Consider the following 14,392-nt stretch of genomic DNA (forward strand, 5'->3'; position numbering starts at 1 on the left):
TTGCTGAGCTGCTGGGCTGAGACGAATATGTCACTCCCGCGCTCAAACCAAATGCACCTATTTGCCGCTCCAGCTACGCAGGTTTTCTTCACGAACTTGCAGCTTCTGCTGCGGTGTTAATTTGTTATAGCCCGCAGCCAGGCCACTTTCCCAGTCGCCATACAACGGATTCGGCAGAATGATAAACTGGGTGCCGAAACGCGCATGGTTACTGGCCACAAACGCGCGTCGTTGACGGTTATCCTGATGCCAGGTGGCCCCGCCGAAGTCATTCAGGTTATCACCGACATACAACACAACGTTGTAACCCGCTTTTTTGATCGCATCAAACCGCTCCTGTTTGTTGCTGTTGCCGGTGCTGAGCCGCACTGTTTCTGCATTCGCACGCGGGAAGCCAAGCTGCTGCATATTCGCCACGGTTGCCGCAAAGTCCTGCTGTGCGCGATTGGAGACATAAAACACTGTGCCACTATGGGAATCCACATGTTGTGCAAAGTCCACCGCGCCCGGCACCGCCAGCGCTTGTTTTGCCTGAGTCCAGGCTGACCAGGTTTTATCCGTGAACGGCTGGCCGTGCTGTGCCTGCCATGCACTGTAGGCGCTGTTATCCAGCATGGTTTCATCCAGATCAACAATCACCGCTTTCGGTTTGCCATCTAACGAGGACGCCTGGTCGAAGGCAACCTGCGCCAGATTAAACGCCTGCCAGGTTAACGCCTGATACTCACCCGACTGTTGGAACCAGTTAGCAGCCATCACAGATTGTTTTGCCAGTTGCTGATTAGCCTGCTGCTGCGAAGATTGCGCGCAACCCGCCAGCAGCAGCACTGCCACTCCACAGGCCATAAAGCTTGACGTTTTATGCATCAACGATTCCTTTAATTACAATGGGATAAAATTATCTCTGCCCATCAGATATAGCAGAAAAAATTCCCACCATACAAACATCAAGACCGGCCTTGCTGCTTAGTCGTTACCGGCTGAATAAGATGCGGGATGTCAGTGCCACATCAAAAAGTAGCGCCTAAAAGATGTGTGGAGTGAAAAAACAGAAGAGCTAAGTCATTAGCCGACCCTTCCGTCATTGCGGGGTGGGTGAGTTTCTTCCCGTGCATGGGAGCAGATATTGCAGTATCTGCTCTCATAACTCACCTACCCTGCTTTTTTTTGATGTCTCTCACACCCCAGCATTGCCATGATGTTCATCGGGTTTTAAACCGCTACAGTAAACTCATCCGACCACTTGTGAGTGTGCTGCTATGCCTGCCAATCTGTCGCATTTATTTACCCCACTCGATTTAGGCTTTACCCAGTTGAAAAATCGTTTTCTGATGGGATCGATGCACACTGGCCTGGAAGAGCACCCTGATGGCGCTGAGCGCCTGGCAGCGTTCTATGCGGAGCGCGCACGTGAAGGGGTCGCATTGATTATTACCGGCGGTATAGCACCAAACCAGGCAGGCGTTGTGGCGGAAGGAGGCGCGGTACTGGAGCATGCAGAGCAATGCGCCTGGCACCGCACACTGACCGAAGCCGTGCACCAGCAGGGTGGAAAAATTGCCATGCAGATCCTCCATGCCGGACGCTACAGCTACTCCGCTGGGCTGGTCGCGCCCTCTGCTTTGCAAGCCCCGATTAATCCACGCCAGCCACACGCCCTTACAACCGCTGAGATCCAGCAAACTATCGCCGATTTTGCCCGCTGCGCCACCCTGGCACAGCAAGCAGGATATGATGGCGTGGAGATCATGGGTTCAGAAGGCTACCTGATTAATCAATTTCTGGTCGCACACACCAACCAGCGTGACGATGAATGGGGGGGCGATTTCCTGCACCGCATGCGCTTTGCTCTGGCGGTGACAGAGGCCGTACGTCAGGCCACGGGGCCTGAATTTATCGTGATTTTTCGCCTGTCGATGTTGGACTTAATCCCCAACGGCAGCACGTTGGCGGAAACATTGCTGCTTGCCAGTGAGCTGGAAAAACGTGGCGTTAGCCTGTTCAACACCGGCATTGGCTGGCATGAGGCACGCGTGCCTACTATTGCCACTAGCGTGCCTCGCGCCGCTTTTGCCAGCGTAGCACGCCAACTTCGGCAACATGTAAAGGTGCCAGTGATTGCCACCAACCGTATTAATCACCCCACCGTAGCTGAAACGCTGTTAGCTGACGGCAGTGCGGATATGATCTCTATGGCGCGCCCCTTCCTGGCTGATGCCGCCTTTGTCAGCAAAACCCAACGCGGCGAGGTCGATAGCATTAATACCTGCATCGCCTGCAATCAGGCCTGTCTTGATCGCATTTTCGTCGGTAAAACCACCTCCTGTCTGGTGAACCCGCGCGCTTGCCACGAGACGCTGATGCCGGTCTTCCCTGCGTTAACGCAAAAAAATCTCGCCGTGATTGGGGCCGGGCCAGCGGGTATGGCCTTTGCGCTACAAGCGGCACAGCGTGGCCACAAAGTGACGCTTTATGAAGCCAACGCTGAGATTGGCGGGCAGTTTACGATTGCCAGCCAAATACCAGGGAAAGAGGAGTTCCGGGAGACGTTGCGCTATTTCCGCCATCAATTAGCGCAGGCGGGTGTTGCCGTGATAACCGGCTGCCGCGTAGAGGCCACCAGGGTTCAGATGGCCGATGAAGTGATTCTTGCCAGCGGTATTGCCCCGCGTATGCCTGCTATTCCCGGTATCGATCACCCCAGCGTACTGAGCTATCTCGATGTGCTGCGCGATAAGCAGTCGGTTGGCCAACGTGTGGCGATTATTGGCGCTGGAGGCATTGGCTTTGACACCGCAGAGTTTCTCTCTCAACCTCCGCAGGAGAACCCGCAGCAGTGGTATGCGGAATGGGGGATTGATGTTCAGCTCCAGCATCGCGGGGGATTATGCCCTCCACAGCCACACCCCTCGCCGCGTCAAATTTGGCTGCTACAACGTAAACCCGGCAAACCCGGAGCCTCGCTGGCAAAAACCACCGGGTGGATCCACCGTGCCAGCCTGCAATCACGCGGAGTGCTGATGTGGGGCGGTATTGAGTATCTGGCCATCAACGATCGCGGTCTGACCATCCGGCGTGAAGGCAATATTGAAACGCTGGCGGTAGATAACGTGGTGATTTGTGCCGGGCAAGAACCACAGCGAGAGCTTGAAACAGCATTACGCGCCTTGGGGAAACCCCTGCATTTGATTGGAGGAGCCGATGTGGCGCTGGAGTTGGATGCACGCCGGGCGATTGCTCAGGCGACCCAGCTGGCGTTGCAGATTTAGGCATTCGGCACGTCCAGGCCGAATGCCACAGTCGCCGTTAACGTAGTTTTACGGAACGCAGGACGACAAACTTCTGGTTGGATGCGATCAGGGTGCAGTTACCAAACATCTTTTTCAGCTTGTGGTGGTAATCCAGGTGGCGGTTACCAACGATGCGCAATTCACCACCGTGTTGCAGGCAGCGTTTAGCATCACGGAACATCTGCCATGCTAAGTGATCGGTCACGGCATGCTGCTGATGGAACGGCGGATTACACAGTACCGCATGCAGACGGTCAGAAGGATAGCCACTGAGCATGTTATTCACGTGGAAATGGCTGCGCGCCAGATCATCCGGCATGTTGAGTTCTACGTTACGCTGGCTGGAAGCCACCGCCATATAGGACTCATCAAGGAAATGCACTTCAGCTTCTGGGTTCTGCGCCAGCGCCTGCATACCGATCACACCATTGCCACAGCCGAGATCGACAATCTCCCCCTCAATCTGGTCCGGCAGATGCTGTAAGAAGAAGCGCGCGCCCACATCCAGCGAACCACGTGAAAACACGTTCGCGTGGTTATGGATCTGCCACGGGGTGCCGTCCAGCGTCCAGACGCTGCTGTCTGCCAGTTCACGTACCGCAGGGTTAGAGAAAGTGCTGTAAATCAGACGCGCTTTTTTCCATGCCAGTGAAGTTTTGGTTTCACCAATGTACTTCTCGAAAAGCTGTAGCGTGGAGTTATGGATCTCTTTCGCACGAGCGCCCGCAAGGATCACCGTCTCAGGCGTTACCACCTGGCGCAGCGCATACAGCTGTTGTTCCAACAGCGCGAGGGTTTTTGGCACTTTAATCAGCACCACCGCTGGCGATGCGGGCAACGAATCCAGGCTACTGAGGAAGGTGACGCGGGAGTCATCCAACTGATTCATCTGTAAGTTCTGGCGCGTGGCCTGCTGACTTAACCAGGAATCACTGATTTGCCATACGTCGCGATCGGCCAATGCGGTGGTTAACGCACCGAAGCTGTCGTTGAAGATCAGCACCGGGCCAGCAGGCAGTTCCTGCTGCAGCAGATATTCATCGGCGGCATCCCACGCCTGGAGTGGGCTCTCTTCGCGCATTAACGGAAAACGATGCAGAACGAGCGAGCGATCGTTCAGGTCAAGTTGGCTCATGAGATCTCCGACATGGCACAGGTGGTTGAATAGTAACCCCGCTAAAAGGGGCGCGCAGTATACTGCCTTTCCCGCAGGATCTCTAATCGTGCATTAATGACAGCGATGATCTTTCTGTCATCAAAATGAATTCTCCACGCATGAAAAACACTCAATCTGACGGCGGCGCGCAACTCGCTGCTGGCTGACGCTCAGCGACCTACACAGCAATTCTTAATAAAATGAGTGAACTGCATGATCAAATTAACCACACCAGCCCCCGCTGCCAATACCCACACACTGCCCAGAGAAGACAACCACAGCGACCGCGAGAAGATCATTGCCTGGCGTAGCGAACAGATGTCCACGGGCTCTTTGCAGGCTTTTCACGCCGCTGAGCTTTTTTTACAACAGCAAACCACACCTTCACAGACGCTGAATCTTGCCCACCGTAATTTGCCCTCCTTGCCAGACATCACGCTGAGTGCACAGGTCGCTACAGTAGATTTCAGCGGGAACCCACAGCTCACACACCTCCCCTCTGGCCTGTTTGATCAGATGCAGGCCGGTACACTGTTTTGCGATCGCGCTCTGGCTGGAGAACTAAGGCGCGTTCTGGCATCGCACCCCCAGAAGGCCAGTTTTCGCGTGGTTATCTCTGAGGAAAAAACCGCAGCAGAACCCACCAGCAGCCTTGCTGCCTCGCGCCCCAAACGCACCATTACCTTGCCGAAACGCTATCAGCAAGAGGTTGAGCAGCCAGCGGCCAAAAAACCAAAAGCCTCTCCACCGCCAGAACGCCTGCTCCGCAGTAACAGCGACCCGTTAAACGTCGCCAAAGCCTATCAGAACAGCCTTGATCGCCACTGGAGTGAAGGACGATTCGCCCCTAAAGCCAGCATCGTCAATTTACTGAAAGCTCACGCGGCTGAAGTGCGGGATAACACGCTCACGGGATTAAGCATCCGTATTGCCACCGTGCTGGATAAGCTGCCTAAGGAAGACTTTGCCGCACTCACACGGGAAAATATCCATAGCCACTTCGTTGCGGCACAGCTCTACTTCTCACAAAAAAGCTGTTGTGAAGGGTTAGACATCGCCAGCCGCAACAAAACACTGAACAGCTTTGTTACCGATATCGGGCTGTTTCTGGAGGATGAACATCCAGACAGCGACATTGAGCAGCATGACACCCGGTTGATGGTTGATGATGAGCTACTGGAACAGGCCATTCGCGATTTAGATATGAAGCGCAGTACCCGCTAAATCACAGAGACCGGCAAAGTTTGCCGGTCTCATGTTATGCTAACCCCCCTCTTCATAACGGCTACTGGAACCTCATGTCTTCGCTTATTTACCTGCAAGGCTACCCTGCTCATCTTCTTACTCAGGTGCAAACGCTGATCGATCAGCAGCGCCTCAGCGAAGTGCTGCAAAAACGCTATCCAGGACGTCATGAGATCAGCAGTGATAAAGCGCTGTACGACTACACGCTGGATTTTAAAAACCGTTTTATGCGCAAGGCGGCACCGCTCAGCAAAGTACAGTGGGATAATAAAATCAAGGTGATGCAACACGCGCTCGGTTTACATACCGCCATTTCGCGTCAGCAAGGAAGCCAGTTGAAAGCCAAAGCTGAAATCCGCATCTCGACCTTCTTCCGCCAGGCTCCAGAACCTTTTCTGCGTATGATCGTGGTGCATGAGCTGGCACACCTCAAAGAGAAGAATCACGATAAGGCGTTTTATCAACTCTGCTGCCATATGGAACCGGATTATCATCAGTTAGAGTTCGATGCCCGCCTGTGGATGACGGATCAGGCACTCAAGGGGAACGCGGCCTGAAGCGTCTGTAATAATGCGTAACAATGCCGTGACTGGAAATCCTTATTTACAGCCCTGCCCATTTACCCTCTTTTACCGCTAAAACAGCACGCAGGGCTAAAACATAAAACCAATAAGCAGTGTTAATCACACGCTATCAATCTCCCTGTATTTATTACGATTATTCATCTCCCGATGGCCAGAAGCTGCTGTTTATTCTCATCTTTACTTACGACAACAGGTTAAAACCACACTTAACAAGTGTGCAATATTAACCATAAAGTAACATTTCCCCGGCGTTTTATAGCGGTCAATTTATCAACAACTCATTGATAGCTATAAAAAAAAGGCATTTTTTAAAGAATGTATTGAGCCTAAAGCAAAGAAGCCTTATATTGGCCGCGCTTTTTACCTAATCGGTTACTTTTAATTCAATTATTCAATTGGGGCGTATCACGAAGCCTTGGTTGTAGGAGAGATATGATGACGGATAAAGTCCGTATTGACACTTTAGAAGCTAATTCTGCAAACCGTAACAACGAGACTTATTTGGCCCGTCAGGCTGAATTTGAATCAAATGTACGAAGTTATCCACGTAAATTGCCTTTAGCCATCGCGCAAGCGCAAGGAGTATGGATCACGGATGTTGAGAATAAACAATATCTTGACTGCCTGGCCGGTGCTGGCACGTTGGCTTTAGGCCACAACCACCCGGACGTACTGCAGAGTATCCAAAATGTCATTACCAGCGGCTTGCCGTTACATACTCTCGATCTGACAACGCCGTTAAAAGATGCGTTCTCTGAATACCTGCTGGCACAGCTGCCAGGCGAAGGTAAAGAATACTGCCTGCAGTTTACCGGCCCATCTGGCGCAGATGCTGTTGAAGCAGCACTGAAGCTGGCGAAAAAGGTCACTGGCCGCGCTGGCGTTATCAGCTTCTCAGGCGGTTACCACGGTATGACTCACGGTGCGCTGTCAGTCACCGGTAACCTGTCCCCGAAAGAAGCGGTAGACGGCATGATGCCAGAAGTGCAGTTCATGCCTTACCCACACCTGTACCGCTGCCCGTTTGGCATCGGTGGTGAAGCTGGCGTGAAAGCGGCAACTTACTACTTCGAAAACCTGATCAACGACGTTGAGAGTGGCGTACGCAAACCTGCGGCAGTGATTCTGGAAGCCGTTCAGGGTGAAGGTGGTGTGAACCCAGCCCCAGTTGAGTGGCTGCAACGCATCCGTAAAGTGACGCAAGAGCACGGCATTCTGCTGATCATCGATGAAGTTCAGGCTGGCTTTGCACGTACTGGTAAGTTCTTCGCCTTCGAACACGCTGGCATTCAGCCAGACATCATCGTGATGTCTAAAGCTGTGGGTGGCGGTCTGCCACTGGCTGTACTGGGTATCAAAAAGCAGTTCGATGCCTGGTCACCTGGCCACCACACCGGTACTTTCCGTGGCAACCAGTTAGCAATGGCGACCGGCCTGACCACGCTGAAGCTGCTGAAAGAGCAGAACATTGCGGGCAAAGTGGCAGAACAAGGTGAGTGGCTGAAAGGCAAACTGGCCGACCTGCAGAAACGCTTCCCGGTAATGGGTCACATCCGTGGTCTGGGCCTGATGATTGGTATCGAGTTCGTTAAACCTAACGAAGCTCAGGACCACATGGGTTGCTACCCGGCTGATGGCGATCTCTCTGCGCTGGTGCAGAAGAAGTGCTTCGAAGCAGGTCTGATCCTGGAGCGTGGTGGCCGTGGTGGTTGTGTGCTGCGTCTGCTGCCTTCGCTGCTGATCACTAATGAAGAGCTCAACATCTTCCTGGATAAATTTGAACAGGCACTGATCGCCGCAGGCGTTAAACCTGTTTAAGTGGAGTAATTGACCGAGATGTCTGAGTTAAATCCTATTCTGGCCGCCTCTAATGAGAGCATTGAGGCGTACCAGCAAGCAATCGCGCAAACCAGCGAAGCTGTTGTTAACTGGTTGCAGCAGCCCTATATGTATCAGGGCAAAACCGTTGCAGAACTGCGTGAGCGCATTGCGCTGGATTTCAATCCTCAGGGCCTGGGCAACCAGGCCGCGATTGAACGTGCGATTGAACTTTTCCTGAAAGACAGCCTGCTGGTACACCACCCGCAGTGTGTGGCGCACCTGCACTGCCCAAGCCTGGTTGTAAGCCAGGCGGCGGAAGTGCTGATCAACGCCACCAACCAGAGCATGGACTCATGGGATCAGAGCCCATCTGCAACCATTATTGAAGTGAAGCTGATCGAATGGCTGCGCGCACAGGTGGGTTACACCGCTGGCGATGCTGGCGTATTCACCAGCGGCGGCACCCAGAGTAACCTGATGGGTCTGATGCTGGCGCGTGATGCTTTCTTCAAACGTCAGGGTCACTCTGTTCAGCAGGATGGTCTGCCTGGCGATCTGAAAAAGATCAAAGTGTTCTGCTCTGAAAACGCCCACTTCTCTGTACAGAAGAACATGGCGCTGATGGGCCTCGGCTACCGCTCTGTAACGCTGGTGAAGACCGATGAATTCGCCCGTATGGACGTCAACGATCTGAAAGCCAAACTGGCTGAAGCGCAGGCGAACGGCGAGCAGGTTCTGGCTATCGTGGCAACCGCCGGTACTACCGATGCGGGCGCTATCGATCCACTGCGCGAAATCGCAGGTATTGCTGCTGAGCACAACACCTGGGTACACGTTGATGCTGCATGGGGTGGCGCACTGCTGCTGTCTGAGAAGTATCGCGATTACCTGGATGGCCTGGAACTGGTGGACTCCGTTACTCTGGACTTCCACAAGCAGTACTTCCAGACCATCAGCTGTGGCGCATTCTTGCTGAAAGATGCACGTCACTACGAGCTGATGCGCTATCAGGCGGCTTACCTGAACTCTGAGTTTGATGAAGCGGCTGGCGTACCAAATCTGGTTTCCAAGTCACTGCAGACCACCCGTCGTTTCGATGCACTGAAACTGTGGATGGGCTTAGAAGCACTGGGTCAGAAACAGTATGCTGCGATCATCGATCACGGTGTAACGCTCGCACAACAAGTTGCCCAGTACGTGACGGAAGAAGCGGACCTGGAACTGGTTATGCAGCCACAGCTGGCAAGCGTGCTGTACCGCTACCGTCCAGCGCAGATGGCAAACAGCAGCGATGCTGACATTGCCCTGTTCAACCAGAAAATCGGTGATGCGCTGCTGGAATCAGGCCGTGCTAACGTCGGTGTGACTGAGTCGAACGGCGTAACCTGCCTGAAGCTGACGCTGTTGAACCCAACTGTGACGCTGGAAGATATCAAAATCCTGCTGGCACTGGTGGCAAAAACAGGTCAGGAGCTGCTGGCTAAGTAAGTATTAGCCATCAGTCAATTAACGGGGTCTGGCATTGCGCCGACCCCGTTTTTTTATGCCGCTATAAAAACTCCTGCGCTTTCTGAATCAGGCTGGTCTTCGTCAGCGCCCCCATAAAGCGACGTTCCTGCGGGTTATTCAGCACCGGTAAACGCTCCAGTGTTACGCGCGCAAACGCCTCCCAACCTTCACGCATGCTTTGGTTCTGGAACACACAGGGGAAATCATCATCCATCACCACGCTTACTGGTGATTCCAGGGTGATCTCTTGTGACAGCACGCGACGGGAAATCTCATGGATCGATACCACCCCAAGGAATTGCCCTTCTGCATTGATCACGTAAACATAGCGCTCTCGTTTTAGCGTACTCACCGCCAGCGCTTTGCCCACTGACTCCTGGAGCTGCAAGGCTGCGCCGGGAATAATCAGCTCACTGACGCGCATATTGTCGAAATCGTATTTTGCCTCGGATCGATTGAAATGCGCCGAGATAACCGGATAGGTGCTGGCGGATTGCAGCCGGTAAACCACCATTGAAGCCAGCACGGAAGCCAGCATCACCGGGAACAGCAGGCTGCTATTGAGCGTCATCTCCAGCACCATCAGCATCGCCATCAGCGGAGCCTGGCTGACCGCTGCCAGCACGGCAGCCATGCCAACGGCGGCATACAGCAAGGTATTGCCCACCGGCAGGTGCAATATGGCTCCGGTTGTTGCGACGGCAACACCCAGCAATGCGCCCATTAAAAGTGAAGGCGTGAACAAACCCCCTACTGCGTTAGACCCCACGGATAAGGTAGTCGCCGCGGTTTTTAATACCAGCAGCAGCAACAACATCGGTAGCAGGTAATCACCATCGATAATTTTCACGATCACTTCGTAACCGTTACCTAAAATATCGGTGGAGATCAGTGCTAACAGGCCCACGGCAAAGCCACCGATCCCTAAGCGCAGGGGTAGCGATCGCACCCGCGCGAACTGTGCTTTGCTGCGGGAAATCAGATTAATTAACAACCAGCCAAGCAGCCCGGCCAGTACGCCAATCAACAGGCTAAACAGGACGCTGGTGGTGTCCATCTGGAACTGCGCCTCCACCAGCGGATAGAGCGGGCTTCGCAGGCCAAGGGACCACATGGTCATCACCGCCACCGCAGAGGAGACAATCAGTGGGATCAAACGCTGTAGCGCTGAGATGCCAAACGCGATCTCCGCGACAAAAATCGCCGAGGCCAGCGGGGCGTGATACACCGATGACAGCCCCGCAGCGGCAGCCATGGCCACCACATCGCTGTTTTTAAGGTTGAAGGAGGCCGGAACAAAACGGCCCATCAGGCTGCCGCTCAGAGCGGACAGCTGCACCATCGGCCCCTCTTTACCGATTGAAGCGCCGCTGCCAATGCTGGCGATAGAAGAGAGCGCGCGGAACAGTGATGTCCGCGTGGGCACGGCATCCAGCCGGGCATTAATCACTTCCAGATAGTCAGTTTTTACCGTTTTTCTTTGTTCAATCATCACCGCGTAGCGCAGGAAAAACCCTGCCAGCACCCCGCCTGCGCCCACTAACAGCGGCCAGAAGAACCACGGCCAAACGTGCATCGCCACCGTAATTTCATTATTGCTGTGAAATAAAATGCGGTTAATCAAGGTAATAACTTCACGGAAACCCAGCGTTACCCAGGAAGCCACGAACCCAACCGGGATCGCGACCAGCAAAGTGGTCCAGTTCAGTGCGTGTTTACTTCCTTTCACCCAAGGCTCCCGTTCTGCCTGAAAGATTGCGGCTTGTATCATAGGTTAAGGACGATCGCTGAATCAAACCTGCAAATCGACTTCAGTGCCCTCTTTTGCGACCACGTGGTTGATTCATTCAGCCGTGAACGGCATAAAGCACTGAACAAAATATGCACATTAATCTGCTACAAGTTAAGCATTTCACCCTGTTTTATCGCGTCTAAAAACCACAAGACGGGCCTGATGGATAAGAAATATCTTTCTGGCAGCACAAAAAAAGTACGATCCGCGCCGTAAAAACAGAATTATCTCTTTCCTCACGTGATCTTTTCCTTATACTCCGGCGGGCAAACTGTCCGGCAGGCAACGTTTCCACCTGCCAGGCATACTATCTCGCTATAAGGCAAAATAACGTTATGCAAACATCGCTTCCACGACGCCTGGCCTCGCTCTTTGCGGGCAACCTGGTGACTCAAATCGCGCTCGGCCTGGTTGCCGGTATCGCTCTGGCGGGGATCTCAAAAGATCTGGCGCTGGATATGGGCCTGTTAGGTGAACTTTTTGTCGGCGCACTGAAAGCCGTCGCGCCTGTGCTGGTCTTCGTGCTGGTGATCGCCTCTATTTCAGGTCACCGCCAGGGACAAAAAACCAATATTCGCCCAATTGTCGTGCTGTACGTGTTCAGTACCGTACTGGCTTCGATGGTTGCGGTGTTCTTCAGCTCGCTCTTCCCACAGCAGTTAGCACTGACTGCGGCGAACGCTTCAATTACCCCGCCTTCTGGTATTGCAGAAGTTCTGCATGGCCTGCTGATGCGCATCGTGTCTAACCCGATTCAGGCCATTATGGAAGCCAACTATATTGGCATCCTGGCATGGGCAATCGGCCTGGGCTTTGCCTTCCGTCACAGCAGTGATGGCACGCGTAAACTGTTGCAGGACAGTGCCGAAGCGGTGACCTGGTTAGTTCGCTGTGTGATTCGCTGCGCGCCAATCGGCATCTTTGGCCTCGTCTCTTCCATCATCGCCTCCACCGGTTTCGGTACGCTGTGGCAATATGCCCACCTGCTTGGCCTGCTGCTGGGTTGTATGCTGCTGATGGCGCTGGTGTTCAACCCGATCATCGTGTTCTGGAAAATCCGCCGTAACCCTTACCCACTGGTATTCACCTGCCTGCGTGAAAGTGGGGTTACCGCCTTCTTTACCCGCAGTTCTGCTGCGAATATTCCGGTGAATATGGCGCTGGCAAAACGCCTCAACCTGGATGAAGACACCTACTCCGTGTCTATTCCTCTTGGAGCCACCATGAGCATGGCTGGCGCAGCCATTACCATTACGGTACTGACGCTGGCAGCGGTGCATACGCTGGATATCCACATTGATACCCCAACTGCCATTCTGCTCAGCTTACTGAGCGCACTGTGCGCCTGTGGTGCTTCCGGCGTGGCTGGCGGTTCGTTGCTGCTGATCCCGGTTGCCGCGAATATGTTTGGTATTCCAAATGATATCGCTATGCAGGTGGTTGCCGTGGGCTTCATCATCAGCGTTTTGCAGGACTCTGCCGAAACTGCGTTGAACTCTTCAACCGATATTCTGTTTACCGCTGCGGTATGCCAGTCGGTTCAGGCACAAGAGGAACGTGAAGCGCGTAACGCGTAACGCGTAATCATGTTCATCGATTCAGGGCTGGCTTGCCGCTGGCCCTGAATGCCACTCCCTTAGACTGATCGCTTCCCTCCTCCCCCTGCACCACTTACACCTCGCCTCAACCAATCAGGTTTTACTGCTGCCGAGCTTGTTTTTGCCTGAATCACGCGCAAACTGTTTAGTTAGTACGCAATAATGTCAGCTCGTGTAAAGCTCCTTTTTACCCTGCTCAGCACAAGGTAAAACACCTGCTGCCAGTGAGAATAGACTGTCTCGCCAGAGGGATATTTGTTACAGTTATTCATACTTTTTCTGGCCTTTACGACAGAGCTCAAATAAGTTCCGGACGGACCTGGCAACACACCCAGACGCTTCAGCAATGAAATAACAAACCTGGCAAGTGAGTCTGAAGAGTGGCGGTTTAACGAAGATGTTCAGGAAGGATTGATGGATATTTTGCAAGCACTGTTGCACGCACTGTGGCAACAGGATTATGAAACACTTTCAGACCCTGCACTGGTCTGGGCAATTTATGGCATCTTGTTCATGATCCTGTTTCTGGAAAATGGCCTACTGCCTGCGGCATTCTTGCCCGGTGACAGCCTGCTGATTTTGGTCGGCGTGCTGATTGCGAAAGGAACGCTGGGTTTCCCGCTCACGCTGCTGATTTTAACCACGGGCGCCAGCCTCGGTTGCTGGGTTAGCTATATTCAGGGACGGTGGCTCGGCAACACGCCCACCGTGCAGAAATGGCTGGCACATCTCCCGGCGCAATATCATCAACGTGCCCACAGTCTGTTTCATCGTCACGGTTTGTCAGCCTTGCTGGTGGGCCGTTTTATCGCGTTTGTGCGCACTCTGCTTCCGACCATTGCCGGTCTTTCAGGCCTGAGCAGCGCCCGTTTTCAGTTCTTTAACTGGATAAGCGGCTTGTTGTGGGTCTTGATTCTTACCGTGCTCGGCTTTGCGCTGGGTAAAACACCGATATTCCGGCGCTACGAAGATGAGCTGATGTTATGCCTGATGCTGCTACCGTTGGTGCTGCTGGTGATCGGCCTGACCGGCTCACTCATCGTGATATGGCGTAAACGTAAGAGTGGTAAAGCGCAGTGATGAGCCTCTCTTTTTCTTTTTCGCGTCGGGTGCGCATTGCCCTGGCCGCAGGCGTGCTGGCTCTGCTCATGGCGTGTATCCTGCCTGGCATGTTGCAGCATGACAGCGTGCTGCAAATCCGTGTGGCGCAGGCTGGAGCGCCACTGCCAGATGGCTTTTTTGTCTATCAACAGCTCACTGCGCAAGGGATTCATATTAAGAGCATCACCCCTGCGGATGACGCGCTCGTCATCCACTTCGATTCCGATGCGCAGAACCAGGCCGCACAGCGCCTGCTGCGTCACTTGCTGCCTCAGGGGTTTGTCTTCGTCTGATCC

11 protein-coding genes are annotated in these 14,392 nt (G+C 53.6%); 8 read left to right on the forward strand and 3 right to left on the reverse strand.

Features of this window, described 5'->3' with window-relative positions:
- Positions 1-57: 57 nt before the first annotated feature.
- Complete coding sequence (locus tag F3J40_RS07135) at positions 58-867, reverse strand: 5'-nucleotidase, lipoprotein e(P4) family (RefSeq protein WP_167013273.1); 810 nt, start codon at positions 865-867, stop codon at positions 58-60.
- 392 nt (positions 868-1,259) lie between these two features.
- Between F3J40_RS07135 and F3J40_RS07140 the strand changes: the two genes are divergently transcribed.
- The gene (locus F3J40_RS07140) at positions 1,260-3,269 is read left to right on the forward strand and encodes an NADPH-dependent 2,4-dienoyl-CoA reductase (protein WP_167013275.1); all 2,010 of its coding nucleotides are present in this window, start codon (positions 1,260-1,262) and stop codon (positions 3,267-3,269) included.
- 37 nt (positions 3,270-3,306) lie between these two features.
- Here the strand turns inward: F3J40_RS07140 and rlmG are convergent, their stop codons facing one another.
- Positions 3,307-4,425 carry a 23S rRNA (guanine(1835)-N(2))-methyltransferase RlmG gene (gene rlmG / locus F3J40_RS07145; RefSeq protein WP_167013277.1) on the reverse strand — a complete coding sequence of 373 codons (1,119 nt, stop codon included), beginning with the start codon at positions 4,423-4,425 and terminating at the stop codon, positions 3,307-3,309.
- A gap of 234 nt (positions 4,426-4,659) precedes the next feature.
- Here rlmG and F3J40_RS07150 point away from each other — a divergent pair, with 234 nt between their 5' ends.
- The 4 genes from F3J40_RS07150 (at position 4,660) to F3J40_RS07165 (ending at position 9,584) form a co-directional block, all read left to right on the forward strand.
- Positions 4,660-5,670 (forward strand): hypothetical protein, encoded by a 1,011-nt coding sequence (locus F3J40_RS07150; protein WP_167013279.1) that lies wholly within the window; start codon positions 4,660-4,662, stop codon positions 5,668-5,670.
- 74 nt (positions 5,671-5,744) lie between these two features.
- Complete coding sequence (locus F3J40_RS07155; protein WP_167013281.1) at positions 5,745-6,248, forward strand: M48 metallopeptidase family protein; 504 nt, start codon at positions 5,745-5,747, stop codon at positions 6,246-6,248.
- A 459-nt stretch (positions 6,249-6,707) separates the two neighbouring features.
- A complete protein-coding gene (locus F3J40_RS07160) occupies positions 6,708-8,093 on the forward strand; it encodes a diaminobutyrate--2-oxoglutarate transaminase (RefSeq protein ID WP_026042573.1) in 1,386 nt (461 codons plus the stop codon).
- Between the two features lie 18 nt (positions 8,094-8,111).
- The gene (locus F3J40_RS07165) at positions 8,112-9,584 is read left to right on the forward strand and encodes a pyridoxal phosphate-dependent decarboxylase family protein (protein WP_167013283.1); all 1,473 of its coding nucleotides are present in this window, start codon (positions 8,112-8,114) and stop codon (positions 9,582-9,584) included.
- A 61-nt stretch (positions 9,585-9,645) separates the two neighbouring features.
- Here F3J40_RS07165 and F3J40_RS07170 read toward each other — a convergent pair whose 3' ends face one another.
- Positions 9,646-11,334 carry a chloride channel protein gene (locus tag F3J40_RS07170; protein ID WP_167013285.1) on the reverse strand — a complete coding sequence of 563 codons (1,689 nt, stop codon included), beginning with the start codon at positions 11,332-11,334 and terminating at the stop codon, positions 9,646-9,648.
- Between the two features lie 398 nt (positions 11,335-11,732).
- On the opposite strand from F3J40_RS07170, the gene sstT reads away from it, so the two are divergent.
- The 3 genes from sstT (at position 11,733) to mzrA (ending at position 14,389) form a co-directional block, all read left to right on the forward strand.
- A complete protein-coding gene (gene sstT / locus F3J40_RS07175; RefSeq protein ID WP_017347457.1) occupies positions 11,733-12,974 on the forward strand; it encodes a serine/threonine transporter SstT in 1,242 nt (413 codons plus the stop codon).
- A 435-nt stretch (positions 12,975-13,409) separates the two neighbouring features.
- Positions 13,410-14,075, forward strand: coding sequence for a DedA family protein (locus tag F3J40_RS07180; protein ID WP_017347456.1), 666 nt, complete (start codon positions 13,410-13,412; stop codon positions 14,073-14,075).
- Positions 14,075-14,389 (forward strand): EnvZ/OmpR regulon moderator MzrA, encoded by a 315-nt coding sequence (gene mzrA / locus F3J40_RS07185; protein ID WP_167013287.1) that lies wholly within the window; start codon positions 14,075-14,077, stop codon positions 14,387-14,389. The genes F3J40_RS07180 and mzrA overlap by 1 nt, the downstream gene beginning before the upstream one ends.
- Positions 14,390-14,392: the final 3 nt, after the last annotated feature.

This window comes from Candidatus Pantoea multigeneris, from assembly GCF_011752615.1.
Taxonomy (GTDB): domain Bacteria; phylum Pseudomonadota; class Gammaproteobacteria; order Enterobacterales; family Enterobacteriaceae; genus Pantoea; species Pantoea multigeneris.

What these genes read in the sequence shown, in the direction of transcription:
- F3J40_RS07140 (WP_167013275.1), top strand. Translation starts at nt 1,260, where the DNA reads ATGCCTGCCAATCTGTCGCATTTATTTACCCCACTCGATTTAGGCTTT.
- rlmG (WP_167013277.1), bottom strand. Translation starts at nt 4,425, where the DNA reads ATGAGCCAACTTGACCTGAACGATCGCTCGCTCGTTCTGCATCGTTTT.
- mzrA (WP_167013287.1), top strand. Translation starts at nt 14,075, where the DNA reads ATGAGCCTCTCTTTTTCTTTTTCGCGTCGGGTGCGCATTGCCCTGGCC.
- F3J40_RS07160 (WP_026042573.1), top strand. Translation starts at nt 6,708, where the DNA reads ATGATGACGGATAAAGTCCGTATTGACACTTTAGAAGCTAATTCTGCA.
- F3J40_RS07135 (WP_167013273.1), bottom strand. Translation starts at nt 867, where the DNA reads ATGCATAAAACGTCAAGCTTTATGGCCTGTGGAGTGGCAGTGCTGCTG.
- F3J40_RS07155 (WP_167013281.1), top strand. Translation starts at nt 5,745, where the DNA reads ATGTCTTCGCTTATTTACCTGCAAGGCTACCCTGCTCATCTTCTTACT.
- sstT (WP_017347457.1), top strand. Translation starts at nt 11,733, where the DNA reads ATGCAAACATCGCTTCCACGACGCCTGGCCTCGCTCTTTGCGGGCAAC.
- F3J40_RS07165 (WP_167013283.1), top strand. Translation starts at nt 8,112, where the DNA reads ATGTCTGAGTTAAATCCTATTCTGGCCGCCTCTAATGAGAGCATTGAG.
- F3J40_RS07180 (WP_017347456.1), top strand. Translation starts at nt 13,410, where the DNA reads ATGGATATTTTGCAAGCACTGTTGCACGCACTGTGGCAACAGGATTAT.
- F3J40_RS07150 (WP_167013279.1), top strand. Translation starts at nt 4,660, where the DNA reads ATGATCAAATTAACCACACCAGCCCCCGCTGCCAATACCCACACACTG.